Source organism: Pseudomonas sp. CFSAN084952, from assembly GCF_009648855.1.
Classification (GTDB): domain Bacteria; phylum Pseudomonadota; class Gammaproteobacteria; order Pseudomonadales; family Pseudomonadaceae; genus Aquipseudomonas; species Aquipseudomonas paracarnis.
This window is the reverse complement of sequence record NZ_CP045767.1, coordinates 3,482,142-3,508,113: the sequence shown is the minus strand read 5'-3', so window position 1 is coordinate 3,508,113 and position 25,972 is coordinate 3,482,142. Positions and strand designations below refer to the sequence as shown.

Below are 25,972 nucleotides of genomic sequence, written 5' to 3'. Positions count from 1 at the left end.
GCGCGCTACGGCCCGGTAACTGGCCGCAGCGCCGAGGTGAGGGGGAGAGATAGAGGGAAAGGGTTCAGCCGTGAATATGTTCAGCCGCATGCATGGCCAGGTAGGCATCCAGCTTCTTGTCGTTCAAACCCAAGGTGTCGAGAATTTGCGCCATGAAACTGACCGGCGCGCTGCCAGGAGCCGTGACCACACCCTGGTCGGCAACGGCGTACGGTACGTCCTGGTAATAATCTGCTCCGCGATAATGCACCTGCTTGAGGTTGTCAGCGGAATTGGAGGTGTGCTGCAAGTGATCCAGCACTCCAGCCTTGGCGAGTACGCGGGTACCGTCACAGATTCCCGCCACGACGATGTTCCTGGCGTGAGCCTCACGGACCAGCGCCTCGATGGCGGGGGCGTTGTCTGTTCTCCAGATCGGGCCTCCCGGCACAATCAGCAAGTCGACATCGTCCAGCCGAATGGCCTCGATGGCCAGGTCGGGAATGATGGTCATGCCTCCGGATGATGTTACTTGCTTGCCACCGGGAGCGGCAAAACAAGTCTCGAAGCCATAGTAGGCGCGGCCCGTGGAATTGATCAGCGCGGGCTCCCAGTCAGAAAAATTCTCGGTGAGAATAGTAACGGCACGTACCATTTGAGTGTCCTTCTCAAGTTTCCATGATAATCAGCAGCAACCTGCCCAGCAGGGTTGTCCTGGTGGGCATTGCCGTCGAGTGTACTCGCCAGCGGGGGTGATGGGTGGTGTGGTGGAGGATTGGCAGTATGTGTTTCAACTAACAATGACAGTGATCAACGCGGCGGTATATTCAGGCGTGAAAGGTTGAGAGGGTGTTCTGGTGCGCTGCGCAGCTCGCCGTTGCGCAGCAAGTCTGCCTCCAGCGCAGCGGCTCTAGAGCGGCCCAGCGCCTGCACTGGGTAAGCATAAAGGCCGTGCATCTAAAACGTGCGCGGTGATTGAACTGCAGGCAGGAGGTAGTCGAACCGTTGTGCAAGGTTCCAGGCTGATAGCCGCTGCAGCTCATCGACATCGATCGACTCATCTTCCTGCGCGGTGTAGCACTCGTCACCACTGCGCCTGTCATCGGGATAGACCATAAAACCACCACGGCCGTCAGGGCAGTCGGGCAGATACACCGAGGACAGGTCGCGTTGCTCATCGAGGTGCGCATTCAAGCGCGCGATATAGACACCCATCGAAACCGCCACGCCAATAACCAGCACCACACAGGCGACCAACTGGCCGGTATAGCTGGCGCCAATCTCATCACGACGCACGGGCGACATGACACGACCCTGTCTGCTCAACATTCTGGCCAATCAGAAACCAGCCACTGCCTCCCATGCGTACCAGCTGAGTTTGCTGTGGAAGGATGCCCACCATCAGCGCGAGGAAAATCACGGCTAACAGCACCCCTTTGATCATCGAATACAGGTTCATGACGGTGACGAGCTCTGGATAAGAAGAGCCTTAGCCTAAGCAGCACCAGGTTAACGCCAGGTAAACATCGGGGGATAAAGCCCGACTTCCGCTATTCTTCACACCGCTGCGCACTGCCTGCCCGAGGGGTTTTTTCCGTGCATATTCATCTGCTGCTGGTCGAGGACAATCTGGACCTGGCTACCACCGTCATCGAGTACCTGGAGATCAGCGGCATCGTCTGCGATCACGTCAGTAATGGTCAGACCGGACTTAACCTGGCCCTCAATCAGCATTACGACGTTATTCTCCTGGATATCATGCTGCCGCGACTGGATGGCCAGCAGGTATGCGATCGGTTGCGCCAGCAAGGCATCCAAACGCCGATCCTGATGCTGACCTCGCTGGACGCGTTATCCGACAAGCTCGCCAGTTTTGCCGCTGGCGCCGACGACTACCTGGTCAAGCCGTTCGAACTGGCCGAACTGGTCGCCAGGATTCGTGCCCTGAGCCTGCGTCGCAGCGGCCAGACCAGTCGGCTGCAAGTGGACGACCTAGTGATGGAACTGACCACGCGTAAAGTCAGCCGGGCAGGGCAGGAGCTGCATTTGTCGCCCATCTGTTGGACCTTGTTGGAAAACCTGATGCGCGCAAGTCCTCAACCGGTCTCTCGGGAGCGCCTGGAGGCGAAGATCTGGGGCGATGAGCCGCCCGACAGTAATTCGCTCAAAGTACATATGCATCGGCTGCGCAAGACGGTAGACAAACCCTTTGGCCGGCCGTTGATTCATACCCTGGCGGGTGTCGGCATTCAGGTAAAACCCCATGCGTAACGGCCTGAGTCTGAAGTGGGTAATCAGCGGCAGTTTCCTGTGTCTGATTGCGGTGGTGCTGGTGATCTACAGCAAGCTGCTGCCTGAATTCACCGTGCGCGGCCTGTTCTACACGGCCAGCGCGATGATGGAGGAGGAAGCTCAGTATTTTCTCCGGCATTACAAACAGGACCCGACCACGCCGACGCCGCACAATTACTTCTACACCAGCGTCATCGGCAAGGAGGCGTTGCCGCAGGACGTGCGCGAGTTGCTCACTACATCGCCGAGCCTGTCCTTCGGCGCGGTGAATATCTTTGGCGATCTCTATTCCGATGACGACGACGAGCCCTTCCAGATCATCCTCGAACAGCCCCTGGGTGACGGCAAAATCCTCTACATGTACGACATCGATCACGATAAGGAAGCAGGGGGAGAGGTCGAGACGCCGTTGTCTGACGCCTATTTCGATCAGGTCATAGAGAGTGTCAAGTTCATCAGCCTGGCGGTCTTCGTGCCGGCGCTGATCATCATCGCCTTGCTGGTCTGGTGGCTGGTTCGGCCGCTGGGGCGCCTGGTGCAATGGTCCGGCACACTCAAAGACCCTGAGGCACTGACCGGCACACGGCCGGGTTTCAGTTTCAAGGAGTTCAACATGCTGGCTGATGCCCTGGCCAAAAGTGTTGAGCAGGTGCAGGCCGCCAGCCAGCGCGAAGGCCGCCTGTTGCGCTACACCAGCCATGAACTGCGCACGCCCCTGGCGGTGCTCAAGGCCACTATCGAATTGTTGGCCCTGCAATCGGGCGGTGTGCTGCCACCCTCATTGCAGCGCATAGAGCGCTCGGTGCTGAATATGCAACTGATCGCCGAGACATTGCTGTGGATGAGTCGCGAGCGTCCAGAGCCGCTGCCGGAAGAAGACGTTGACCTGAGCGAGCTGGTGGGCGACCTGATTGAAAAACACCGCTACCTGATCGGTCACCGAGATATTGAGCTGAGCATCGGCATCCACAACGAACCTTGCCGATTGCCCCCTACGGCGTGTCGTATCGTGATCGGCAACTTCCTGCGCAATGCGCTGCAATACGCGGAAGAGGGCACGGTGGAAATCAGTTTCAAATACCCCCGGCTGGTGATTGCCAATTACATCAACGAGGCCAAGCCGCGGCAGGAATCCGACGACTATGGATATGGTCTTGGGTTGCAGTTGATGCGGCAATTGTGCGCAAAGCTGGGCTGGCAGATTGAGGTGATCCGTGAGCAACAGAGGTTTACGGTCATTCTTGATTTTACGAGCGGGCGGGCTGTCGAGTCAGAACGTTAAGGCTGATAGCGCCTCACAGAAGCGCCAACCGGGTTAGGAACGGTTTTATAGCTGCGCCTCAGCATGCAGTCCCCGCTTCCCGCGCGCCAGTGCATAACCACTGACACGCAAGAAGGGCCAAGGCGTTACAACGTCTGCACAATCACCTGGCTTTTCAAATCGTTGACCATGCCTTCAATCGCCGGCTGCATGGCCGCAAAATCCTCCGGGCTGCAGAGAATCTCTGGCTTGCTAAACACATATTGGCGCGTGATCAGCACCGTATTGGCCTTCTTCACATAGGTCGAGCGGTAGTCGAAGCCCGCCTGTTTCACCGACACCGCCTTGGGCACCGCGAGGATCTTCACCTTGGCGGGGAACTCCAGGCGCGCTACTTCTGATATCTCACTCGAAAGGCAGGAGAAGTTCTGAGTGCGTTCCTTTTCGGCCATCAAGGAAAACACGCTCTGGCCAATACCGCCGGCCAGGCTGGAGAGGGTAGGCACCCCGGTCGGGCCAGGCAGGTTGACCAGATTGCTGGTGTGGCCTTTGAGGGTGAACTTGAAGGTATTGGCAGTACTGTCCAAAGCGTCAGTTTCGATCACGCCGCTACCGGATTGCCCAAACATGCTCAGGACCTGTTGCACCAACTGATTACGGTCGGCTGGCTGCATGGCCTTGAGCATGAAGCGGTTAAGCTCCGCGCCCCAACCGTCGATGGTGGAGTCGTTGGTAAAGTCTGCAGCGCCTTTGGTGTTGACCTTGAACACCATGGTTGTGTCCACTTTGCCAGGCTGGCGGGACGGTGTCTGCTTACGTTCACCGGTCTGTGTCAGCAATACCGGTTTGCCGAGTTCGGGCAGAGGCAGGTAGCCAGCGGAGATGGGGGTCGCGGTGGAGTCCAGGTACAGATCGAGGCTGGGTACATAAGTGATTACATGGTTGAGCACGCCCAGGGTCGGCACCTGGGGCAGTACGTAGGCGTTGCCGGCGTTGATCAGTGCGGGCGAGCTTTCAATGGCGACGGCTTTGAGCAGCGCTTCAAGCAGGGCTACATGGTCTTTGCAGTCGCCATAACGGTTATCCAGCACCGCCTGCGCTGAATGCGGCACCACGCCACCGGCACCGACGTACACGGCCACATAGCGAATGTTCTTGCGTACCCAGTCACTCAGCACCAAGGCCTTGCTGCGTGGGTTGTCGAGGTTGGCGGTGAGTTCCTTGGCCAGTTGGGTTATGGCCGGGGTCACTTCTACCTGTGCGCGTGCGGCGTAGGCCTGGGCAAACTGTTTGTAGTCGGTGAACGTCGATACGGCCAGCAGTTGCCCGTAGTCGGTGTAGGCAACGGAGCCATCTTCCACGCGATTTTTCTTGGTTTGTTCCACGTCCCAGCGGTACACCGTTCGCCCGTTGGCGTTGGCTGGCGTGGACGCTTTGAAACCCCGTGAGTCGGCGTACAGCTTCATTTCGGCGGGCATGTCGTAGCTCAGGCGCACCTGCTCATTCTGGTAGAAATCCGGCGAGAAAAGGTCTTCGAACTGCCCCGCAAACAACGGCGTATTGCGATGGCGCTGGTACCGCAGAACCATGCGATCACCCACTTGCAGCTCCGGGAAGATCACCACTTTGACCCGCGAGTCCTGAAACATCGGCGCCTGGGCAGACTCCAGTTCCTGCTGCTCCTTGATCCGGTCTGGTGTTACCACGACTTTGCGGCCATCGGATTTGAGAGTGTAGGCCTCGACAATATCCAGAGTTTCCAGGGTGCGATTGTAGGTCACAGAGCGCTGGGCGTTGGAGGTGATCGCGCGCTCTTCATTGATCCGCATAACCCGTTCGACATCCAGCACAAAGCTACCGTCGGGGTTCACGACGTAGGACTGGATGTTTTTTTCGTGGGTCAGGGAGAGGTCGGTGTAGTCGGCACGGGCTGGCGTCGTCAACAGCACGCAGACCATGACTGCCAGCACACCGAGCAGGCGTAACGCAGAGAACGGCAGGCTTTGCATAGAGATCCTTCTGAACTAGGGCGCGCCGTTTCACCGGGGCGTATGTTCCTGAATAAGTCGATGGATAGGACTCGCGAGCGCTTCGCCTACTCAATTGGCTGACGTTCAGGGGTTATGAAGATTTTTTAGGTTTCTCTCGTACGCTATGCGTGCCGAGACTTCCCATTGAGTAAGACGTTTTCGAAGGATTTTATTTAGCGCTGGTTAATCAGAAAGTTAAAAGCCTTGATCCATGTCTCTTGGGTGAATAGGTGTTTTTTTGACGGCTGATGATCTTTTCCCGTCTTCTTATTTGATATGCCGATAAGGCGTTCGCCCTTGATACCTTCGCCCTGGAAAGGACCGATGCAGCTCGCCGTTGGCGGTATTGCCGATGCGCAATTGATGCCGCATATCGCCGGCGATACCACCACGGCAATCCGCACCGCTTCGCAGTGCATCGTCGACCGCACCAGGCGTCCAGTCACGCATTGCAGATGCTGCGTAGCTGATACTGCCTGGGCCGGCCGATTACCTAAGCGAGCTTCACATTCATGGTGATGTGGGCGGTGAAGACCTTGACGCCACCCGCATCGAAAATCTCGACCGGCACGATCTTGTCCCCCGCAGTCTGCCAATCGATAGCGCTGCCATCGGCCACGGCGCGGATATCGGTTTTCGCCTTGGCCAGGTATTCCACAGTCATGCCTTTGGGAATCCAGCGTGCGCCTGCGGGGATCGACGCGTCGGTCATCATGCCGCCGGCCAGTTCGGCGGCGTTGCACAGTGCGATGGCATGCACCGAGGCCAGGTGGTTGGTGATTTCCTTGCGAAACGGCACGGTGACCACCGCATGGTTGGGTTTGAGCTCCGCGATCTCGGGAGTGATGGTGCTGAAGTAGGGCGCCATTTGGCACGCCAGGTTGCTGAATGCGGCGGGGCCTACGCTATTGAACATGCTCAGGGCTTGGCTCATCGGAATATCCTCAAGGGGTAGTTGCAGAATAATATTCTGCAACAGAACAATATTCTGTAGATTCCATGGCTGTCAACCTGAGCTTTCTCTGCTGGGCGCTCAGCCTATAAACTGTTTCGATTTGGCGTTCTCCCATGCACTCCATCGATCTCATTGAGCGCACCTTCCCCGGCAGGCGCAGCGACCTCAAACGCACCATCCTGCGTGAGGCGCTGGCCTGTTTTAACGAGGCAGGCATCGAGGCGACCAACATCGAGACCATTCGTGCGCGCTGCGACACCAGTGTGGGGGCTATCTATCACCACTTCGGCAACAAGGAAGGGCTGGTCGCCGCGCTGTTCTTCGCTGCGCTGGAAGACCAGGCCGCCCTGCGTGACCACTACCTGCAAGCGGCGGATACGGCCCATGCCGGTGTGGTCGGCCTGGTGTACAGCTACGTTGAGTGGGTCACCGCCCAGCCGGACTGGGCGCGGTTTGTTTTCCAGAGCCGTTTCGCCGTGTCCAGCGGGCCGTTCAAGGACGAGTTGATTGCCCGCAACAAGCAGCGCAACCAGCAGTTGAAGGAGTGGATGGGCGGGGAAGGGCGCAAGGAGCACTTCAGTCATTTGCCCGCAGAACTTATCCCTTCGCTGATCATTGGCGCGGCCGAAAGCTACTCGCGTGCGTGGCTGTCGGCGAAGGTCAAAAACAGCCCCTTTGAGTACCGCGAACTGCTGGCTGAAGCCGCGTGGAAGTCGATCAGCCTGGGTTAGTCAGTCCTCCATTCCCTGTGGGAGCTGTCGAGCTTCAGCGAGGCTGCGAAAGCGGTGGTTCAGGCGCTGAAGAGGTTGCCTGTGCCGCCGCCTTCGCAGCCTCGCTGGGGCTCGACAGCTCCCACATTTGGGCGGTGTTGCTGTCGAGAGTTGTGTTTGGCGCAATGGCCCTGCAAACCGATATTCCACATACACCGCCGATCTCCTGTGGGAGCTGTCGAGCTTCAGCGAGGCTGCGAAAGCGGTGGTTCAGGCGATGAAGAGGTTGCCTGTGCCGCCGCCATCGCAGCCTCGCTGGGGCTCGGGAGCTCCCACATTTGGGCGGTGTTGCTGTCGAGAGTTGTGTTTGGCGCGATGGCCCTGCAAAGCGGTATTTCACATACACCGCCGATCCCTTGTGGGAGCTGTCGAGCTTCAGCGAGGCTGCGAAAGCGGTGGTTCAGGCGCTGAAGAGGTTGCCTGTGCCGCCGCCTTCGCAGCCTCGCTGGGGCTCGACAGCTCCCACATTTGGGCGGTGTTGCTGTCGGGAGTTGTGCTTGTCGCGATGGCCCTGCAAAACGGTATTCCACATACACCGCCGATCCCTTGTGGGAGCTGTCGAGCTTTAGCAAGGCTGCGAAAGCGGTGCTTCAGGCGATGAAGAGGTTGCCTGTGCCGCCGCCATCGCAGCCTCGCTGGGGCTCGACAGCTCCCACATTTGGGCGGTGTTGCTGTCGAGAGTGTGTTTGGCGCGATGGCCCTGCAAACCGATATTCCACATACACCGCCGATCTCCTGTGGGAGCTGTCGAGCTTCAGCGAGGCTGCGAAAGCGGTGGTTCAGGCGATGAAGAGGTTGCCTGTGCCGCCGCCATCGCAGCCTCGCTGGGGCTCGACAGCTCCCACATTTGGGCGGTGTTGCTGTCGGGAGTTGTGCTTGTCGCGATGGCCCTGCAAAGCGGTATTCCACATACACCGCCGATCCCCTGTGGGAGCTGTCGAGCTTTAGCGAGGCTGCGATAGCGGTGGTTCAGGCGATGAGCCTTTCGGCAATGCCGCCATCTGATCAAATTCCGTCTAGGGCTATACTTGCCTCCTTCCAACCAATCGAGAACCCCATGAGCACCTCTCTTTCCCTGACGCCTGCGCGCAAGCCGCTCGCGCCACTGATTGCCTTTATCATCCTGGTGGCGGGCGCGCTGTTCCTGCAAAACATGGTCGGCGCACGCCAGGTGTTGCTGCTGGTGGTCGGCGCCGCGCTGGGCCTGACGCTGTATCACGCGGCCTTCGGCTTCACTTCGGCCTGGCGTGTGTTCATTAATGATCGGCGTGGCGCTGGCTTGCGTGCGCAGATGGTGATGCTGGCGGTGGCGGTGCTGTTGTTTTTCCCGGCGTTGGGCGCGGGCACTTTGTTCGGTCAGCCGGTCGTGGGGCTGGTGGCGCCGGCCGGTGTGTCGGTGGTGTTCGGGGCGTTCATCTTCGGGATCGGCATGCAGCTGGGTGGTGGTTGTGCGTCGGGTACTTTGTTCACCGTGGGCGGCGGTAATGCCCGGATGTTGGTGACGCTGCTGTTCTTTATCTGCGGCTCGTTGATCGCCACCCACCATGTCGACTGGTGGTTTGCACTGCCATCGTTCCCGGCGGTTTCCATTGTCAAAAGTTTCGGTGTGCTGCCGGCGCTGGTCTTGAGCCTGGCGGTGTTCGCGCTGATTGCAGTGGTGACAGTGCGCCTGGAAAAGCGCCGTCACGGCCAGCTTGAACAAGGCGTGCAAAGCGAGCACCAAGGGCTACGCCGCTTCCTGCGCGGACCCTGGCCGCTGGTGTGGGGCGCGATTGGCCTGGCGCTGCTCAACTACGCCACCCTCGCCCTGGCCGGACGGCCGTGGGGCATCACCTCGGCGTTCGCGCTGTGGGGCGCCAAGGTGGCGAGCGGGCTGGGCGTGGATGTCGCCAGTTGGGCATTCTGGCAGATGCCGGGCAATGCCAAGGCCCTGGCTGCACCGGTGTGGGAAGACATCACCAGCGTCATGGACATCGGCATTGTCCTCGGCGCGTTGCTGGCCGCAGGCCTGGCCGGGCGTTTCGCGCCCAGCCTGAACATCCCGCTGCGCTCGTTGATCGCGGCGGTGATCGGCGGCCTGATGCTCGGCTATGGGTCGCGCCTGGCCTATGGCTGCAACATCGGCGCGTACTTCAGTGGCATCGCCTCGGGCAGCCTGCATGGCTGGGTGTGGCTGGTGGCGGCCTTTATCGGCAACGGCGTGGGCGTACGTTTACGGCCCTTCTTCTTTGCGGGTGAACGGCCCCAGGTGGCATTGAGTGGCTGCTGAGCAGTCCACCCACATTCGCCTGGCGCGCGCGCAAGATGCCGGTTTGTTGCCCGCCATCGAGCAGTGCGCAGCCCAGGCATTTCGCGCAATCGAAGGGCTGGCTTGGCTGGCGGATGCGGCGTCGATCAGCATCGAACGCTATCGGCAATGGATCGCGCTATCGACCTGTTGGGTGGTGGTTGATGACCACGATCACCCTCAAGGCTTCCTCAGCGCAGAACGCTTTGGCGACGACCTGCATATCCATGAAGTGTCGGTTGCCCAGCCGCTGCAAGGCCAGGGCTGGGGGCGCAGATTGGTGGAAACGGCGATAGAGCATGCCCGCGCCCAACACCTGCGTGTGGTGACGCTGACCACTTTCAAGCATGTACCCTGGAATGCTCCGTTCTACCGGCGCCTGGGCTTTGCAATTCACGTCGATCCGCGTCTGGAAACAATCCTGGCGGATGAATACGCCCATGGCTTCGAACCCGGCAGCCGTTGTGCCATGGCGTGCCCGGTGACATGTCCGAATCCGTCCTGAAGTAGTCCGCCTTGCGTCTGTCGCGCACTGTGGGTGGTCCTTACCATGGCGTGCATCGTTTACCCACTGATGCAAGCCACAAGGACTGTCCATGACCCATAAAGCCCTGATCGTGATCGACGCCCAACATTCCTTCCGCCATTCAACCTACTGGTCCGAAAATGACCTGCCCGACTATCTGGAAAAACAGCAGGCCCTCATCGATGGTTGTGTTCAGCGCGGCATCCCGGTGGTACAAGTCTTCCATGTTGAAGACCAAGGGCATTTCTCCATGCAATCGGGCAACGTCAGGGCCTTGAGCGAGCTGTCGATCAATCCACAGTTGGTGATCCATAAGCGTTACCACAGTGCCTTCGCCGGGACGCCCCTGGCCGCTCGCCTCACGGAGATGGGCGTCACCACGCTGATCGTCAGTGGCATCCGGACCGAGCAATGCTGCGAGACCACCACGCGGCAGGCGTCGGACAGCGGCTTCAAGGTGGACTTTGTCAGTGAAGCGACATTGACGTTCCCCATGACCCACCTGCGTAGCGGCCGGGAGTACACCTCTGCGCAAATCCGCGAACGCACGGAGCTGGTGCTGGAAGAGCGTTTTGCGCGCATCGTCACGGTCGAACAGGCCTTGGAAGGATGAACCTGTGAGCGTACCGGTGCTGTTCGTGCTGTTGCCCCATGTGCTGATGCTCGACCTGGCGGGGCCTGCCGAAGTGTTGCGCCTGGCCGCGCAAGCCGAGGACCCGGCGGCGGTGGATTTCGACCTGCAGTACGTCAGCCCGGTGGAGTCGCTGCACAGCTCCATCGGCTTGCCACTGACCGGGCTGGCGCCCCTGCCGCAGACTCTGGAACCCGGCACGCTGGTGGTGCTGGTGGGCTCCACGATGAACGTATCAAAGGCCCACCAAAAGGCTTTCGAATCGGCCAGCCATCAGCTCACCCTGTGGTTGCAAAACGTCTTCGCGCCCTCGGCCGGACGCCTGGTGTGCGTGTGCGCCGGCGCGTTGAGTGCCGCCAGGGCCGGGCTGCTCGATGGGCGCCAATGCACCACGCACCATTCGCTGTGCGCCACCTTGCAAGCCCTCGCACCCAAGGCCCGGGTCCTGGAAAACCGGCTGTACGTCACCGACGGCCCGGTCAGTTGCAGCGCCGGTATCACGGCGGGTATCGACCTGATGCTGCACCTGGTTGCCGAACTGGCCGGGCCACGCTTGGCCTGCGCCGTGGCGCGGGACATGGTGGTGTACCTGCGCCGCAGCGGCAGCGACCCGCAGCTATCGCCTTGGGTGACCGGGCGCAATCACCTGCACCCAGCGCTCCACCGTGTGCAGGACGCCATCGCCGCCGCCCCCTGCGAGGCCTGGACACTCACCCGCATGGCAAGCCTGGCCTGCACCAGCAGCCGACACCTGGCGCGCCTGTTCCAGAAACATGTGCAGATCAGCCCACTGGATTACCTGCATCGCCTGCGCCTGGCGGTGGCGCGGGAACTGCTGGCCGAGTCGGCCCTGGACATTGAAGCCATCGCCGAGCGCGCAGGCTTTGGCTCGGCGCGGCATCTGCGGCGTATCTGGGGCAAATACGAAGCGGCAACCCCTTCAGCCATGCGCCTTACTCAGCAGGCGTCTCGCCAGCCGTGACCGGCTCTTGGCCGGCCTCGGTCGCCAGCTTCAAGCGGTCCGCCTTGCTGATGTATTTGTCTTTGCTTTTTGGCGCCAGCTTGGCGCTGGCCTTTTTCGCTTTGGCTTTGAAGAGCTGCTGAAGTTTTTTCTGGCGGTTCATGTTTCGTTGCCTGAAGGGGAAAGGCGCGGATGATACTACCGGTTCAGCGCGCCAGGAACTCGCTGATCAGCGTGATCACTTGCTGCTGGATCACGGGCCGTGGCCGCGCGCCTTCGCCGTCCTGGCAAATCATGCTGTCGCCGGGCACATCAGCGTCAAGCACCGCTGCCGCGCCCGGTTTGCACTGAGACATAAAACTGAAGTGGTTGGCGTCCTGGATCTCCACGTACTGAGTCGACATTTTTGGCAGCCGCTTGGCCATGTCAGCCGATTCCATTTGCGCCGGCAAATCCGCTGACGGCACACCGGCAGCGATTACCAACGCCGGCACCGGCAATGCCGCTAGGCTCGCATCGGTAAAGCCGCGCGACAGGCCCAAGTCCAGAGACACCACAGCGGTCACGCGCTTGTCGCTCAAGTCCGCGGCCACTTGAGCCTTCCCGCTCGGCGTACCTTCAGGGTTCATCTCACGGTAAGCCTTGCACGCCACCAACGTCGGATGGGCGTCGCAGTCCCGGGCAAACAACGCCGGGTCAAAACGCGCCCCCGCGCTCTCCATGACCGTCCAGCCCCCCAGGGAATGGCCTATCACCGCGATCCGGCCACTATCCGCCGCGCCAAATGGCGTGGCCTGCGCCAGCAGCGCATCAATGGCCCGGCTCAAATCCTTGGGCCGTTGCCACAACTGCGCGGCGGCTTGCGCGCTGCGATCCTGGCTGGTGGTGCCAGGGTGATTCACTGCCGCCACGATATACCCCTGCCGGGCCAGCGCACTGGCCAACCACGCCTGCTTGCCCCAATTGCCACCGTAGCCGTGGGAGAGCACCACCACCGGATGTTTACCGGGCGTCGGTGCGGCATCAGGCACCGCAAGCACACCGATGAACACCAGGTTGTCAGCGATCAGCTTGGGTTGGGCGGTGCTGGTGGAGGGGTACCACACGGCCATTTCCAGTGGGCGAATGTTGTGAGTGTCAGGGATGGTGGTGGTTTGGAAACCGATGGGGTCGTTGGCGAGTGCAGGCCCAGTCAGGCTGATCAGGAGCAGGGCGGCGAGGGGGGCTTTCATTGTTTTTATCGTCCTTGAAATGAAGGACGCAGCATGACCTGAAACGAGCGGTTCAGGTAGAGGGGAGGCGGTCACCCGCCCCCCCCAATAATCAATCAGCTCCTTATAAACGCCAGCAAATCCGCATTAATCGTATCGGCATGGGTAGTAGGCATGCCATGCGGGAAGCCCGGGTAGATTTTCAGCGTGCTGTTTTTCAACAGTTTGGCGGACAGCACCCCGGCATTTTCATGGGGGACGATCTGGTCATCGTCGCCATGCATGACCAATACGGGAATCTGGATGCGTTTCAAGTCTTCGGTGAAATCGGTCTGGGAAAACGCCACGATCCCGTCATAGTGCGCCTTGGCACAGCCCATCATGCCTTGCCGCCACCAGTTCAGGATGATGCCCTCGGACGGCTTGGCGCCTGGGCGGTTATAGCCGTAGAAAGGTCCGGCGGGAACGTCCTGATAGAACTGTGCGCGGTTGGCTTTCAGCTGCGCCTGCAAGTCGTCGAACACTGACTTGGGCAGGCCACCAGGATTGCTCGGGGTCTGGACCATCAAAGGAGGGACGGCACTAATGATGGCGGCCTTCGAGACGCGCTCTTCACCGTGGCGGGCGATGTAATGAACCACTTCACCGCCGCCGGTGGAGTGACCGACATGCACCGCAGTTTGTATACCCAGGTGCTCGACCACCGCCGCAACGTCGTCGGCATAGTGGTCCATATCGTGCCCGTCCCAGACCTGGCTGGAACGCCCGTGGCCACGCCGGTCGTGGGCAACGACCCGGTAACCTTCGCCCAGGAAAAACAGCATTTGCGCGTCCCAATCATCTGCGCTCAGTGGCCAGCCATGATGAAAGAAAATGACCTGGGCATCGCGTGGGCCCCAGTCCTTGTAGAAAATTTCAACACCGTCTCGCGTGGTGACGTAGCCCATGTTCGCCTCTCCCAAATGAAATGATGGCCTGATCGAATCGCGATCATGGCGCTGGATTGACCCACTGCAGCCCATTCGTGTCTGGCAAGCGTGCCGTCTACGAATCGCCGCCTTGGCCGCCCAATGACTTTAGGTTTAAAGTCAACTTTAAGGTCAATGGTTTTTTGTGGGTGGTACATGAGAATAGGCGAGTTGGCAAAAATCAGCGGGTTGGCGGCCTCACGCATCCGTTTCTACGAAGCGAGCGGCCTGATCCAATCGGTTGAGCGTAAATCCAACGGCTATCGGGACTATGCACCCGGCACCGAGGCGGTGTTGGAGATCATCAAGGGTGCCCAGGCAGCCGGTTTCTCTCTGGAAGAAATCCGGCAGTTAATGCCCAGAAGTGCCGGTGGTTGGCAGCATGACGAGCTGCTCAGCGGGCTCAAGCACAAGGTCGAGGAAATCGAGGTGCTGCAACAACGGCTGGCCCAGAACAAGGCTCAGTTGCTGAACGTCATCAAGGGCATCGAAGGCAAGCCCGAGGGCATGGCCTGTGCGGAGAATGCGCAGATGCTGATTAACCGTCTGCGCGAGGAAGGGGGCGCTCCAGCCTCATCCACAAGAAAAAGCGCCCGCCGGGCCCCGAGGGCCTGACCGGCGCACAAGGGTCAGCGTTCGCCAATCAGGTTGGCGAGCGGCTCTGGCGCATAGAGTGCGCTCTGGAACTCGGGTACGTATTCGTACTTCAGCATTTTCCCCAGCTTGAGGTCGCGCAGGTAATTGGACAGGCTGCCATCGCCCAGCGTGAGGGTGGCTGAGTCTGCGTCACGGCTGGAGCCATGGCTGAGCTGGCGGGAAACCGCGTACCCGTAGGCCAGTTGGCCATGGTGATCGAGATTGGTGAAACTGCTGGTGACCAGGTCCGCATCATGGGACAGTTTCTCAAGCTTTTTGGCCTTGAACGACACGTCCAGCTTGCCGGTCTGGCTGTCGGTAATGTCATACACCACCGAGTGCCCATCCTCTTTGCGATCAATGCCAGTCAGCCATTTCGGCAGGTTGTAACCGACCACGCCGCGCACCCGCGCCAGCTCGGTATTCACCGGCAGCTTGAGCACATAGCCCCAAAAATCCTGCGACATCGACTGGCCCACCAGCGTGAAGGGGCCCAGGTTGGCTTTGCCAGGTTTGTTAGTGATGATCGACACGGCGACTTCGTTATAGGCGTCGTTATCGCAATGCTCATAGGTGTACGCAGTAAACGCGATCAGTCCGCGACCCGGCCAGACTTGCAAGGGTTGCACGGCGGCCAGTACCTGCGGTGGCATCAACGCCCGAAGCTTATCGATGTCAGCCGTATAGACCGCTGTTACCCGACTGTTCTGATAGTAAAAATTGGGCGAGTAGGATTCAAAACCGATGTCGACCTTGTGCTTTTGCAACCCTTTGAACCAGCTTAAATCAACCTCTGGTAATTCTGCTGCAACCACCGACAACGGCGGGTTGGAGCGAAAGCGGTCGTACAAGCCGCCCTTGACGAAGGGCACCTGCTGGCCGGCGATATCGATGTGGGTTGTGTCGTTGGGGCTGGGCATCTCGGGCGTTCCCGCCAACGCAAGGTTGGCAAAAGGGGTGAGCAGCAATCCGGTTAAAACGGCGCTTGGAATGTTCAATCGGTCTTCTCCAGGGAGGGGCTACGGGTGGGGCCTAGGCTCTATCGTTCGTGGGACAGCTCGGTTATCACGGCGAGTGCGACGGCCCTGGGCGATTGCGGGTTCTGGCCCGTGATCAGGCGGCCATCGGTGATGACAAATGAGGTGAACGGCACCCAGCCCTTGCGGTAACGCGCCCCTTGGCTCAGCAGCCGGTCTTCAAGCAAGAACGGCACCTCACGCTTCATGCCCGACAGCAGTTCTTCGCGGTTGGAGAAGCCGGTGATGTTTTTACCCTTGATGATCGCGTTGCCCTGTTCATCCTTCAGGTCCAGCAGGCCCGCCACACCGTGGCACACGGCCGAGACGATGCCGCCCTGGTTGTAAATGGTTTGGGCGACACGTTGCAGGTCGAGGTTGCCTGGGAAGTCCCACATGACACCGTGGCCGCCGGTGAAGTAGATCGCGCGAAATTGCGACGGATCGACATTGGCGATGGGCAGCGTGTTTTGCAGCCGGGCGCGAAAGGCTGGGGACTGCAACTGCTCACGCGCCGGCTTGTCCATGTACAGCCAACCGAGGCTGCGCTCGTCCAGAGGCACAGCACCTCCTTTGGGGCTGGCAAATACCGTCGTGTAGCCAGCCGCTTCCACGACCTCGGTGAAATGCGTCAGCTCTGTCAGCCACAGGCCCGTGGTATCGGGCCTTGAGGGGTAGCTGGCGTGGTTGGTCATGATCACCAGGATCTGGCGATTGTTTGCAGCGGCCGTGGAAGGGCCGGGTTCAGCCTGTGCAAATGTCATAAGCGCGCCACCTATCGCTACCAACGCAAAAGAAATAAGGGTTTTGAGCATGATCCAGGGTCCAGTAATCCTGTCGGTTGGTGCATGCTCACCTTAAACCTCGCTTTAAGGTCAACCCCTGCTTTGGCAAAAAAAAAACCGAGTCGTCTTGGGGCGCGACGGCTCGGCTTTTTTTGGGCGTGTTGAACGTTTAGCCAGCTGCTACAGCCGCCTCGCGCTCCATCAACTTATCGACCAACAACATTCCCAGCTCACTTAACTGATGAATCGCCAACGCGACGTCGCGCTGTTTACCGGTCAGTTCATCCGACAGGTCGAGCAGCAGGGCGGTTACTGAGGAAAAGGTTTCATAGCTATTGGCGACGAGCATTTCATTGCTGGCATCGTCGGCAACGCTGAACAGCGGTGTCGAGGGTGGAGGAGAGGGTTCGGCGTTGGGGTTGAGGGCGTGATCGATCGCACGACGGGCTGCCTGATCAAGCTTCAGGTTTGGATCGTTTGGAGGGTTTGGGGTGACTTTGTACATATGCGTAATTCCTGAATGGGGCCGACACCGTTTCGCTACTAAACGAAAGGGTGGCAGCTGTACGCAGGTTAGTAGACCGGGGAATTACACAAAGCCGGCGCGCCCGAAGGCGCCCTACGCACAGCCACCATCAGGCACAGACAGGAACGTCTGATAGATGAAGCTCATGCACTAAGTGTAATTGACCCTCGGGCTACTAAACCCGATCACTGAGTTGTCAGCGACCGAGCCACCTTCGAGTGAACTGGCCTAATGATTTTGGACACTTCAATCGGGCGTTATGATAGCGCCCAAATCTGAGGTGTTTGGATATGCGTAAATCTTATTCGAGTGAGTTCAAGCTCAAGGCTGCCAGCATGGTGCTGCATGAAGGCCAGCCGGTTACTGAGGTCTGTGCCAGCCTAGATATCGGCCCCACTGCTCTACGCCGCTGGGTCGATCAAGTGCAAAAAGAACGCCTGGGTTCGACCCCGGTAGGGGCCAAGGCGATTACCGCTGATCAGCGAGAAATCCAGAGGCTCAAAGCCCTACTCAGGGAGAAAGACCTGGACATTGAAATCCTAAAAAAGGCCAGTGCTCTCCTGCTTTTGGACGCCAAAGATCATTCACGCTGATCGATGAGCTGGACGAGCAATACGGCGTTAAAAGGTGTTGCCGGGCGTTTGGGATCAACCGTAGTAGTTTCTACGCCTGGCGCCAGCGCCAGGGCAGAGCAAATCCTGAACGGGACAAGCTCAAAGCCGCGCTGGTCAAGCACCACAGGGCGTCCAGAGAGTCGGCCGGCGCACGTACTTTGTCCAAGGAGCTAAAAGCCAAAGGGCATCGTATCGGACGTTATATGGCTCGCAGTTTGATGCGCGAAGCTGGCATCGCTAGTCGTCAGCGCAGGCGCCATAAGTACAAGTCGCCGGGCGTTGAGGCATTGGTTGCGCCGCACGTGCTCAAGCGAAAATTTGATGTAACGGCGGTTAACCAGGTGTGGTGTGGCGACGTAACTTACATCAAGGTCGGCAAGCGATGGATGTACTTCGCCGCCGTGCTGGATTTGTACGCTCGGAGGATCGTGGGTTGGTCGTTCTCGATGATTTCTGATGCCAATCTGACCTGCGAAGCGCTACGCATGGCGGTTGAGCTACGCGGCCGCCCCCAGGATGTGTTGTTTCATTCAGACCAAGGTTGTCAGTACACCAGTCATAAATTCCGAAACGAGCTTGTGAAACACGGATTTAGACAAAGTATGAGCCGTAAAGGCGAGTGCTGGGACAACGCCCCCATGGAGCGTTTCTTTGGTAGTTTGAAATCAGAGTGGGTTCCTGAAACGGGCTACAAACTGGAACATGAGGCCCGGGCAGACGTGCAGCGCTATGTCTCGCGCTACAACATCAGCAGGCCTCACAGCTACAACGACTACCGGTCGCCGGTCGCGAAGGAAAGGTTGGCGGCGTGAACCTTAATCGGTGTCCAAGATTACTTGACCAGTTCAGCTTGCTCGCGAAAAACCATAGGCGCCGCGTTCATTCTGGATGAACACATTATCTTTACGTTCTTCGCGAGCAAGCTCGCTCCTACAGAGAGGATGCCTCAGTCGCGACGCAACGTTTCGGTCTTGAGGACACAAGCGCTAATAGTATTGCTCGGCTGCCTGCGCGGCGGCTGGACTAGGATTTTTTCTGGCGGTGCACACCGACATTAAAAATTCACTGGCATCTACAAGGAGTAGCCAGTAGGCTACATTTGAATCTGTGACCAATACGATCGGCAGGACGCCCGAGTTCGATACATGGCTCGACGGTATGAAGGATGTGTGGGGTAAGACGGCTGTACTGATCCGCCTGGATCGAGCCGAAGAAAACAATTTTGGCGATTGCCAGCCTGTAGGCGATGGCATGAGTGAAATGCGTGTGTTTGTCGGGCCCGGCTACAGGATTTACTTTGTGCGCACGGGCATCACCGCTTACCTGATGCTGTGGGGAAGCGATAAAACCGACCAGAAACGAGGAATCAAGCGGGCAAAAGAGATTCTTGATGCCCTGAGAGGTCAATGACATGAGTCAGTCAACATTCAAACCAGAGGACATGCCGATCCTCGAGCTGGATACATCCGGCACCAGCGCCTATGAGGCTTCACGTTTCCTTGATAGCCCGCAAACTATCAGTGCCTATCTTGCGCAAAGCATGGCGTGCCACGACCCGCAAGTCCTTATGAAGGCGCTGGCCGAGGTTGCCAAGGCCCAGGGAGTGAACAAGGTTGCCGAAGCGGCGGGGGTGAATCGGGAGAGTCTGTATAAAACCCTGAAAGGCGGCTCAAAGACGCGATATGAGACGGTCCAGAAGCTGATGTTGGCATTAGGGGTGGAACTGACGGTGCAACCGATTGCCGCGACCGCAATTAATAAAACGGTCGTCATTGGCAAAACGTGATGAACCAAAAACAGGACGGTTTATTTGCTTGAAAATAGATACGTCCCTTTTTGTCGACAGAGCGCCCATTCGCCATTTACGCGAGAAGGCGTGTTGATGTGCGCCTGGTCTTGTAGGAAATCGACCTCTAGCAGCGTAGGGTTTCCTCCATGATACTGGTTATATATCCAGTATTTGCAGGTCGGCGCGCTCCTGAAACGAAAATGAGTGAAAAATGGGCCTGTGGCAAAAAAAAGCAACTCCGTTAGGTTGAGGTCCTCTCCTTCAAGAAAGGAGAGTTCTTAATCAAATCAATGGAGTCACAACATGAACAAACCACAAACCCACACACCTCTTCGCCATGGTCGTGTCACATCCCCTTCCAGCCGTGGCGCAGTCGCCGTGGATCTTGGCCTGCTGGAAACCTGGCAGGTCAATGAAATGGAAGGCGGCAAGAACTTCCCGGCACTGACGGCCGGTCCGTTTCCGGCGCCTTATCAAACCGACAGTGACAGCGTCACTCCACCCGCCGACGGCGTCATCCTCAGCGGTGGCAAGACCGATGCCCGTGACTGCGTCAACTTCACCCACGAGGAAATGGCCAAGAAACTTGGTCGCGCCTTCACCTGGCCGTTGCTCAATGTCGAGCCGGGTCAGACCTTCAAGGTCACCTGGGCATACACCGCGCCGCACACCACCCGTGGCTATCGCTGGCTGATCACCAAGGATGGCTGGGATCCGAAACAGCGCATCACCCGCGCACAGCTGGAAGCCCAGCCGTTCGCTGAAGACTTCTATGCCCAGGTGCCGTACTACAGCCATGCAGGTGAACTGAAGGCCAAGGTCAATCATGAAGTGAAACTGCCGATCCACAAAAAGGGCCAGCATGTGATTGTGTTGATGTGGATCGTCGCCAACACCGGCAACGCCTTCTATCAAGCCTTCGATGTGGACTTCAAATAAGCCCGCACCGTTAAACCCACACGTTCTGAAGGATTAGAACATGTCAAAGATTGACTTTACCTCACTGCAATCGCCGCTCAACGATGCCGCTTCGCTGATGCCGAGCATTGCCGGCAAAAAGATCCTCATGGGCTTCTGGCACAACTGGCCTGCCGGCCCGAGCGATGGCTACCAGCGTGGCCAGTTCGCCAATATCAGCCTGGCGGATGTCCCAAAGGATTACAACGTGGTGGCCGTGGCCTTCATGAAGGGCAACGGTATCCCAACCTTCAAACCGTACAACCTGTCCGATGCCGAGTTTCGTCGCCAGGTGGGCGTGCTGAACAGCCAGGGCAGGGCGGTGCTGATTTCCCTTGGCGGCGCCGATGCACACATCGAACTGCATAAAGGCAACGAACAGCCACTGGCCAGCGAGATTATCCGCCTGGTGGAAACCTATGGCTTTGATGGCCTGGATATCGATCTTGAACAGAGCGCGATTGATTTCGCCGACAACAAGACTGTCCTGCCCGCCGCCTTGAAACTGGTCAAGGACCACTACGCGGCTCAAGGCAAACACTTCATCATCAGCATGGCGCCGGAGTTTCCGTACCTCACCACCGCCGGCAAATACGTCGGTTACATCCAGGCGCTGGAAGGCTATTACGACTTCATCGCCCCGCAGTATTACAACCAGGGTGGCGACGGCATCTGGGTGCAGGAGGTCAACAGCGGCAACGGCGCCTGGATTGCCCAGAACAACGACGCGCTGAAGGAGGACTTCCTGTTTTACCTCACCGAAAGTCTGGTGAGCGGAACGCGCGGGTTTACCAAGATCCCGGCAGACAAGTTCGTCATTGGCCTGCCTGCGAACGTCGATGCGGCTGCCACCGGTTATGTGATCAACCCGACAGCCGTGACCAATACATTCAAGCGTTTGCACGACAAAGGATTGTCGATCAAGGGCCTGATGACCTGGTCGGTGAATTGGGACAACGGGATCAGCAAAGACCATGTGCCCTACAACTGGGAATTCAGCCGCCGTTATGGGCCGATGATCAATGGCACTGCTCTCTCTGGCCTGGAGCAGGATGAGGCGGATCTGGAGGTCGCCAATCGGCAGTAGCGCAAAGGGGCCTCTGGCAGACGTGCCAGAGGTCAAACCGCTAAGCTTCTGATCTGACTAAAATCCGATGCCTGTTTGGGCATCGGATTTTTTGCGTCACGCTCACATTGCGCTGAGCGTTCCTCAAACCGAGTTACCGCACCAAACAAGGCCGCTTGTTATCAAAGCCCCAACCCGGGATCAGAAACTGCATCGCCACACTGTCATCCCGGGCTCCAAGGCCCATGCCTTTGTACAGCTCATGGGCCTGGGCTACGGCGTCCATATCAATATCCACACCCAGGCCAGGCTTGGCCGGCACCTTCACATAGCCCCCTTCAATCTTCAACGGCTCCCGCGTCAGGCGCTGGCCGTCCTGCCAGATCCAGTGGGTATCGATGGCGGTGATCTCGCCGGGGGCGGCCGCCGCCACCTGGGTAAACATCGCCAGGGAAATATCGAAGTGGTTATTGGAGTGCGAGCCCCAGGTCAGGCCCCACTCGTTGCACATCTGCGCGACGCGCACCGAGCCCTGCATGGTCCAGAAGTGCGGGTCGGCGAGGGGGATGTCCACTGATTGCAACTGGATGGCATGGCCCATTTCACGCCAGTCGGTGGCGATCATGTTGGTGGCGGTTTTCAGGCCCGTGGCGCGGCGGAATTCGGCCATGACTTCGCGGCCCGAGTAGCCGTTTTCTGCGCCGCAGGGGTCTTCGGCGTAGGCCAGCACATGATGCTGGTCGCGGCACAGGCGGATGGCTTCTTTTAAGGACCATGCGCCGTTGGGATCAAGGGTGATGCGCGCATCGGGAAAACGCTCGGCCAGCGCAGTGACGGCTTCGATTTCCGCGTCGCCACTCAATACGCCGCCCTTGAGCTTGAAATCGTTGAAACCGTATTTGGCCTTGGCCGCTTCGGCCAGGCGCACTACCGCGTCGGCGGTCAGGGCTGTTTCATGGCGCAGGCGGAACCAGTCGTCATCGGCGTCGGCCTCGTTGCGGTAGGCCAGGTCGGTGGCGTTGCGATCCCCCACATAGAACAGGTAGCCGAGCATCTTCACTGCGTCGCGTTGCTGGCCTTCGCCTAGCAAGGCGGCCACCGGCACTTCGAGGAACTGGCCCAGCAGGTCGAGCAGTGCGGCCTCCATGGCGGTGACGGCGTGGATGGTGATGCGCAGGTCGAAGGTTTGCAGGCCGCGGCCCGCGCTGTCTCGAGACGCAAAGGTACTGCGCATCTGGTTGAGAACGCGCTGGTACTGGCCAATCGGCTGGCCGACCACCAGGCTGCGGGCGTCTTCCAGGGTTTGGCGAATGCGCTCGCCGCCGGGCACTTCGCCCACGCCAGTGTTGCCACTGCTGTCCTTGAGAATGACGATATTGCGCGTGAAGTAGGGGCCGTGGGCGCCGCTGAGGTTCAGCAACATGCTGTCGTGGCCGGCGACGGGGATGACTTGGAAGTGGGTGACTACAGGGGTATTCATGGCGCGTTCCTGGCTGAGTTCAAAGAGGTTTGCTGATGGCGGCACCGTCGGGCACGGCCAACACGGCAGAGGGAGAGGTCTTGGCAAAGAACACCAGAATGGCCGCGAGCACCGAGGTACAGGCCAGGCCATACAGCCCGCCCTGGATCGAGCCGGTGGTTTGTTCGAGAAAGCCGAAGGTAGTCGGCGCCACAAAACCGCCCAGGTTGCCAATGGAGTTGATCAGCGCGATCACCGCGGCGGCGATGCGCACATCCAGGTAGCCCTGGGGGATCGGCCAGAACAGCGACGACGCGGACTTGAACCCTATGGCGGCAAAACAGATCGCCACGAAAGCGAAGATCGGCCCGCCGGTGGTGGACATGAACATGCCGGCCGCCGCTATCAGCAGGGCCGCCGCGACCCAGGCTTGCTGGAACTTGAACTTGCCCGACAGCGACGCGAAGGCGTACATGGCAATGATCGAGATCAGCCAGGGGATCGAGTTGAAGAAACCCACCTGCACATCACTTAGGTCGCCCATTTTCTTGATGATGCTGGGCAGCCAGAAGGTGGCGGCGTAGATCGTCAATTGAATGCAGAAGTACAGAGCGCAGAACAGCAGGATCTGGCGGTCTTTGAGCAGCTTGCCGAGGGTGGGTTTCACCGTGGTCAGGGCTTCGCGATCACGTTGCTCCTGATCGATGGCGCCCACCAGCGCATCCTGCTCTTCGCGGCTCAACCACTTGGCGTCGTGGGGTTTGGAGTCGAGCCAGAACCACACGAAGAAGCCCAGCGCCACCGAGGCCAGGCCCTCGATGCCGAACATCCATTGCCAGCCATGCAAACCAAAGCCTTCGATCTGCAACAACGCGCCCGACAACGGCCCGGAGATCAACGACGCCACCGCCGAGCCACTGAGGAAGATCGCGATGGCCTTGCCACGCTCCACGCCGGGCAACCAGCGCGTGAAGTAATAGATCACGCCCGGGAAGAATCCTGCTTCCGCCACACCCAGCAGGAAACGCAGGATGTAGAAGTGGGTTTCGTTCTGGATAAACGCCATCAGCGTGGCGACGATGCCCCAGGTGAACATGATGCGGGTCAGCCAGATACGCGCGCCGACTTTTTGCAGCAGCATGTTGGACGGCACTTCGAACAGCGCATAGCCAATGAAGAACAGCCCGGCGCCGAAGCCGTAGGCCGCTGCGCCGATCCCCAGGTCATGCTCCATGTGCGTGCGCACGAAGCCGATATTGACCCGGTCGATGTAGTTGAGGATGAACATGACCACGAACAGTGGGAGCACATGACCCTTCACTTTGCTCACGGCGCGGGCGAGCGCTGAATCACTTTCGGGTACGGCAGATGCTGGGCTTGAATGCTTCACGAATGAAAACTCCCCCTGATTATTTTTATGCGGGTTTGGTGTTTTGTTGACAGACATCATACAAGTTGTTTTTTGAAGGCCGCAATCCTGTGAGGGCTGTTTTTGTTCTTATAAGCCGGTATTGAGATTGGCTAGTTTGGTTATTTGCCAGATTTTATTGGGTTTTGCCCCGCTGGTGACGGCTCGGGGTGTGCGCTTCTCTCAAAGCGAAGACAGGGTCGGGTGAGGTGGGATGAGTGTGTTGTCATACAAGTTGGGTGTTTTTCGCCACCACCCATCGCCCCGTGCGCTCAGGGTGATAAGCTCCCCCCAGCCCAACCCCGTGGACCCGTCTCGATGCCGATTAAAAGCACACCGCCTGTGCGTAAACGTTCCGCCAACCTGGCACAGGGTGTGGTCGAGGCACTGACCCAGCGCATCCAGTTGGGACAACTCAAGCCGGGTGAAAAACTGCCGTCCGAATCCACCATCGTGCTTGAGCATGGGGTGAGCCGTACCGTGGTGCGTGAAGCCTTGTCCAAGCTGCAGGCGTCGGGGCTGGTGGAGACGCGTCACGGCATCGGCACCTTTGTGCTGGAGCAGCACACGCAGCCGGGCCTGCGCTTGCATGTGGACACGGTCGCCAGCGTGCGCAACATGCTCGAATTGCGCCTGGGTCTGGAAGTGCAAGCGGTGGCGTTGGCCGCGCTGCGCAGGAGCGAGGCACAACTGGCCCACATGCGCCAGGCACTGGACGACTACCAAGCCTCCCTGGCCAACAACGACAGCTGTGTGGAGGAGGACAAGCGCTTTCACCAACTGATCGCCGAAGCCACCGGCAATACGTTTTTCACCGACATCATGCAGCACCTGGGCACGGCGATGATTCCGCGCACCCAGGTGAATGCCGTCGAGCGCGGCGGCGCGGACTTTGCCCAACTGGGGCAGTTGGCGAGCCTGGAACACGAGGCCATCTACAACGCTATCAAGCGCCAGGACCCGGACGCCGCACGGGCGGCCATGGTGCTGCACTTGACCAACAGCCGGGATCGATTTTCCGGGCACTCTTAAGGAATCACCGTTGAACGAACACACCTTGTCCCAGCGCCTGGAGCGCGTTGCCACGCACATACCGACGGGTGCCCGCCTGGCCGATATCGGCTCGGACCACGCCTACCTGCCGGTGGCCCTGATACACCGCGGCGCTATTGCGGCGGCCGTGGCGGGGGAAGTGGCCGCGACACCGTTTCAGGCGGCCAGCCGTACCGTGGCCGACAACGGCCTGAGGCAGCACATCACCGTGCGCCTGGCCGATGGTTTGGCGGCGATTCAAGCCGGCGATGACATTACCGCCATCAGCCTGTGCGGCATGGGCGGCGAGACGATCCGCGACATTCTCGACAGTGGCAAGGCGCACCTCAATGGCCGGGAACGCCTGATCCTGCAACCCAACGGCGGCGAGCAGCCCCTGCGCCTATGGTTGATGGACAACGGCTACCGGATCCTGCACGAGGAGCTGCTGCTGGAAAACCGCTTCTACTACGAAATCATCGTTGCCGAACGCGCCGAGGCGGTCACCTATACCGCCGAGCAACTGTACTTCGGCCCGCTGCAAATGCAGGCCCGCAGCCCGGCGTTTGTGGCGAAATGGCAACGGATGTTGCGCCAGAAGCGCAAGACATTGGCCAGCCTCGAACAGGCGCGGCAGGCGGTGCCCGAGCAGAAAGTGCAGGAGATCGTGCAGCAGGTGAAGTGGATCGATCAGTTGCTCGCCTGACCGCCACCGGTCCAGTGTGGGAGATGTGGAGCCTTAGCGAGGCTTCGAGCGGTGTATCAGGCAACATCCATGTCGTGAATGCCGCAGCCTTCGAAGCCTCGCTAAAG

At 59.2% G+C, this 25,972-nt stretch carries 29 protein-coding genes and 1 pseudogene; 16 read left to right on the top strand and 14 right to left on the bottom strand.

The genetic code is table 11. From position 1 onward, the window contains the following. Positions 1 to 64: 64 nt before the first annotated feature. From GH769_RS15860 to GH769_RS28860, 3 genes are all read right to left on the bottom strand, one after another. Complete coding sequence (locus GH769_RS15860; protein ID WP_032903716.1) at positions 65 to 634, bottom strand: type 1 glutamine amidotransferase family protein; 570 nt, start codon at positions 632 to 634, stop codon at positions 65 to 67. 302 nt (positions 635 to 936) lie between these two features. Further along, positions 937 to 1,284 (bottom strand): hypothetical protein, encoded by a 348-nt coding sequence (locus GH769_RS15855; RefSeq protein WP_032903715.1) that lies wholly within the window; start codon positions 1,282 to 1,284, stop codon positions 937 to 939. After that, positions 1,265 to 1,438: a hypothetical protein gene (locus GH769_RS28860; RefSeq protein WP_014719228.1), complete on the bottom strand. Its 174-nt coding sequence runs from the start codon at positions 1,436 to 1,438 to the stop codon at positions 1,265 to 1,267. Before GH769_RS28860 ends, GH769_RS15855 begins: the two co-directional genes overlap by 20 nt. A 137-nt stretch (positions 1,439 to 1,575) precedes the next feature. Here GH769_RS28860 and GH769_RS15850 point away from each other — a divergent pair, with 137 nt between their 5' ends. Together GH769_RS15850 and GH769_RS15845 are read left to right on the top strand one after the other, a co-directional pair. Continuing rightward, a complete protein-coding gene (locus GH769_RS15850) occupies positions 1,576 to 2,250 on the top strand; it encodes a response regulator transcription factor (protein ID WP_019817535.1) in 675 nt (224 codons plus the stop codon). Continuing rightward, positions 2,243 to 3,553, top strand: a complete 1,311-nt coding sequence (locus tag GH769_RS15845; protein WP_032903714.1) for a HAMP domain-containing sensor histidine kinase — start codon at positions 2,243 to 2,245, stop codon at positions 3,551 to 3,553. The genes GH769_RS15850 and GH769_RS15845 overlap by 8 nt, the downstream gene beginning before the upstream one ends. Before the next feature lie 125 nt (positions 3,554 to 3,678). Here the strand turns inward: GH769_RS15845 and GH769_RS15840 are convergent, their stop codons facing one another. From GH769_RS15840 to GH769_RS15830, 3 genes are all read right to left on the bottom strand, one after another. Continuing rightward, positions 3,679 to 5,541: a DUF3857 and transglutaminase domain-containing protein gene (locus GH769_RS15840; RefSeq protein ID WP_032903713.1), complete on the bottom strand. Its 1,863-nt coding sequence runs from the start codon at positions 5,539 to 5,541 to the stop codon at positions 3,679 to 3,681. A gap of 194 nt (positions 5,542 to 5,735) precedes the next feature. After that, a complete protein-coding gene (locus GH769_RS15835; RefSeq protein ID WP_133244161.1) occupies positions 5,736 to 6,008 on the bottom strand; it encodes a hypothetical protein in 273 nt (90 codons plus the stop codon). Positions 6,009 to 6,055: 47 nt separating this feature from the next. Then, the gene (locus tag GH769_RS15830) at positions 6,056 to 6,496 is read right to left on the bottom strand and encodes a hotdog fold domain-containing protein (protein ID WP_003192702.1); all 441 of its coding nucleotides are present in this window, start codon (positions 6,494 to 6,496) and stop codon (positions 6,056 to 6,058) included. Positions 6,497 to 6,630: 134 nt separating this feature from the next. Between GH769_RS15830 and GH769_RS15825 the strand changes: the two genes are divergently transcribed. From GH769_RS15825 to GH769_RS15805, 5 genes are all read left to right on the top strand, one after another. Next, on the top strand, positions 6,631 to 7,248 hold the full coding sequence (locus tag GH769_RS15825; RefSeq protein WP_032903709.1) for a TetR/AcrR family transcriptional regulator: 618 nt from the start codon (positions 6,631 to 6,633) through the stop codon (positions 7,246 to 7,248). Positions 7,249 to 8,344: 1,096 nt separating this feature from the next. Next, positions 8,345 to 9,556 (top strand): YeeE/YedE family protein, encoded by a 1,212-nt coding sequence (locus GH769_RS15820; protein ID WP_019817537.1) that lies wholly within the window; start codon positions 8,345 to 8,347, stop codon positions 9,554 to 9,556. After that, the gene (locus GH769_RS15815; RefSeq protein ID WP_032902101.1) at positions 9,546 to 10,079 is read left to right on the top strand and encodes a GNAT family N-acetyltransferase; all 534 of its coding nucleotides are present in this window, start codon (positions 9,546 to 9,548) and stop codon (positions 10,077 to 10,079) included. The genes GH769_RS15820 and GH769_RS15815 overlap by 11 nt, the downstream gene beginning before the upstream one ends. Before the next feature lie 91 nt (positions 10,080 to 10,170). After that, complete coding sequence (locus GH769_RS15810) at positions 10,171 to 10,713, top strand: cysteine hydrolase family protein (protein ID WP_032902102.1); 543 nt, start codon at positions 10,171 to 10,173, stop codon at positions 10,711 to 10,713. 4 nt (positions 10,714 to 10,717) lie between these two features. Next, positions 10,718 to 11,713: a GlxA family transcriptional regulator gene (locus tag GH769_RS15805; protein WP_032902103.1), complete on the top strand. Its 996-nt coding sequence runs from the start codon at positions 10,718 to 10,720 to the stop codon at positions 11,711 to 11,713. On the opposite strand, the gene GH769_RS15800 is transcribed toward GH769_RS15805, so the two are convergent. The 3 genes from GH769_RS15800 to GH769_RS15790 form a co-directional block, all read right to left on the bottom strand. Continuing rightward, positions 11,685 to 11,855 (bottom strand): DUF2986 domain-containing protein, encoded by a 171-nt coding sequence (locus GH769_RS15800; protein WP_014719217.1) that lies wholly within the window; start codon positions 11,853 to 11,855, stop codon positions 11,685 to 11,687. The genes GH769_RS15805 and GH769_RS15800 overlap by 29 nt on opposite strands. A 43-nt stretch (positions 11,856 to 11,898) precedes the next feature. Continuing rightward, the gene (locus GH769_RS15795; protein ID WP_014719216.1) at positions 11,899 to 12,924 is read right to left on the bottom strand and encodes an alpha/beta fold hydrolase; all 1,026 of its coding nucleotides are present in this window, start codon (positions 12,922 to 12,924) and stop codon (positions 11,899 to 11,901) included. Positions 12,925 to 13,019: 95 nt separating this feature from the next. Next, complete coding sequence (locus tag GH769_RS15790; RefSeq protein WP_032902104.1) at positions 13,020 to 13,850, bottom strand: alpha/beta fold hydrolase; 831 nt, start codon at positions 13,848 to 13,850, stop codon at positions 13,020 to 13,022. A gap of 177 nt (positions 13,851 to 14,027) precedes the next feature. On the opposite strand from GH769_RS15790, the gene GH769_RS15785 reads away from it, so the two are divergent. Further along, positions 14,028 to 14,486 (top strand): MerR family transcriptional regulator, encoded by a 459-nt coding sequence (locus GH769_RS15785; protein WP_014719214.1) that lies wholly within the window; start codon positions 14,028 to 14,030, stop codon positions 14,484 to 14,486. 14 nt (positions 14,487 to 14,500) lie between these two features. Here the strand turns inward: GH769_RS15785 and GH769_RS15780 are convergent, their stop codons facing one another. The 3 genes from GH769_RS15780 to GH769_RS15770 all read right to left on the bottom strand — a co-directional run bounded on the left by GH769_RS15780 (position 14,501) and on the right by GH769_RS15770 (position 16,813). Then, complete coding sequence (locus GH769_RS15780; protein ID WP_153649860.1) at positions 14,501 to 15,427, bottom strand: acetoacetate decarboxylase family protein; 927 nt, start codon at positions 15,425 to 15,427, stop codon at positions 14,501 to 14,503. Between the two features lie 119 nt (positions 15,428 to 15,546). After that, positions 15,547 to 16,287 (bottom strand): type 1 glutamine amidotransferase domain-containing protein, encoded by a 741-nt coding sequence (locus tag GH769_RS15775; protein ID WP_032902105.1) that lies wholly within the window; start codon positions 16,285 to 16,287, stop codon positions 15,547 to 15,549. Positions 16,288 to 16,477: 190 nt separating this feature from the next. After that, the gene (locus tag GH769_RS15770; RefSeq protein WP_032902107.1) at positions 16,478 to 16,813 is read right to left on the bottom strand and encodes a DUF6124 family protein; all 336 of its coding nucleotides are present in this window, start codon (positions 16,811 to 16,813) and stop codon (positions 16,478 to 16,480) included. Between the two features lie 311 nt (positions 16,814 to 17,124). Here GH769_RS15770 and GH769_RS29465 point away from each other — a divergent pair, with 311 nt between their 5' ends. The 6 genes and pseudogenes from GH769_RS29465 to GH769_RS15745 form a co-directional block, all read left to right on the top strand. Then, the gene (locus GH769_RS29465) at positions 17,125 to 17,427 is read left to right on the top strand and encodes a transposase (RefSeq protein ID WP_372242385.1); all 303 of its coding nucleotides are present in this window, start codon (positions 17,125 to 17,127) and stop codon (positions 17,425 to 17,427) included. Further along, positions 17,424 to 18,260: an IS3 family transposase gene (locus tag GH769_RS15765; protein ID WP_069868358.1), complete on the top strand. Its 837-nt coding sequence runs from the start codon at positions 17,424 to 17,426 to the stop codon at positions 18,258 to 18,260. Before GH769_RS29465 ends, GH769_RS15765 begins: the two co-directional genes overlap by 4 nt. Before the next feature lie 295 nt (positions 18,261 to 18,555). Beyond that, a complete protein-coding gene (locus GH769_RS15760) occupies positions 18,556 to 18,858 on the top strand; it encodes a type II toxin-antitoxin system RelE/ParE family toxin (RefSeq protein WP_014719210.1) in 303 nt (100 codons plus the stop codon). A gap of 1 nt (position 18,859) precedes the next feature. Next, a complete protein-coding gene (locus tag GH769_RS15755; RefSeq protein WP_019817550.1) occupies positions 18,860 to 19,234 on the top strand; it encodes an addiction module antidote protein in 375 nt (124 codons plus the stop codon). Positions 19,235 to 19,540: 306 nt separating this feature from the next. Next, positions 19,541 to 20,176, top strand: coding sequence for a lytic polysaccharide monooxygenase auxiliary activity family 9 protein (locus GH769_RS15750; protein ID WP_032904117.1), 636 nt, complete (start codon positions 19,541 to 19,543; stop codon positions 20,174 to 20,176). Between the two features lie 40 nt (positions 20,177 to 20,216). Then, positions 20,217 to 21,218: pseudogene (locus GH769_RS15745) on the top strand (chitinase); the annotation flags it as partial. Positions 21,219 to 21,414: 196 nt separating this feature from the next. On the opposite strand, the gene gudD reads toward GH769_RS15745, so the two are convergent. Together gudD and GH769_RS15735 are read right to left on the bottom strand one after the other, a co-directional pair. Further along, complete coding sequence (gene gudD / locus GH769_RS15740) at positions 21,415 to 22,740, bottom strand: glucarate dehydratase (protein WP_014719206.1); 1,326 nt, start codon at positions 22,738 to 22,740, stop codon at positions 21,415 to 21,417. 19 nt (positions 22,741 to 22,759) lie between these two features. Next, positions 22,760 to 24,109 (bottom strand): MFS transporter, encoded by a 1,350-nt coding sequence (locus GH769_RS15735; RefSeq protein WP_019817553.1) that lies wholly within the window; start codon positions 24,107 to 24,109, stop codon positions 22,760 to 22,762. A 336-nt stretch (positions 24,110 to 24,445) separates the two neighbouring features. Between GH769_RS15735 and GH769_RS15730 the strand changes: the two genes are divergently transcribed. Together GH769_RS15730 and GH769_RS15725 are read left to right on the top strand one after the other, a co-directional pair. Beyond that, positions 24,446 to 25,159, top strand: a complete 714-nt coding sequence (locus tag GH769_RS15730; RefSeq protein WP_014719204.1) for a FadR/GntR family transcriptional regulator — start codon at positions 24,446 to 24,448, stop codon at positions 25,157 to 25,159. A 10-nt stretch (positions 25,160 to 25,169) separates the two neighbouring features. Beyond that, positions 25,170 to 25,865 (top strand): tRNA (adenine(22)-N(1))-methyltransferase TrmK, encoded by a 696-nt coding sequence (locus tag GH769_RS15725; protein WP_032904114.1) that lies wholly within the window; start codon positions 25,170 to 25,172, stop codon positions 25,863 to 25,865. The last annotated feature ends 107 nt before the right edge of the window (positions 25,866 to 25,972 follow it).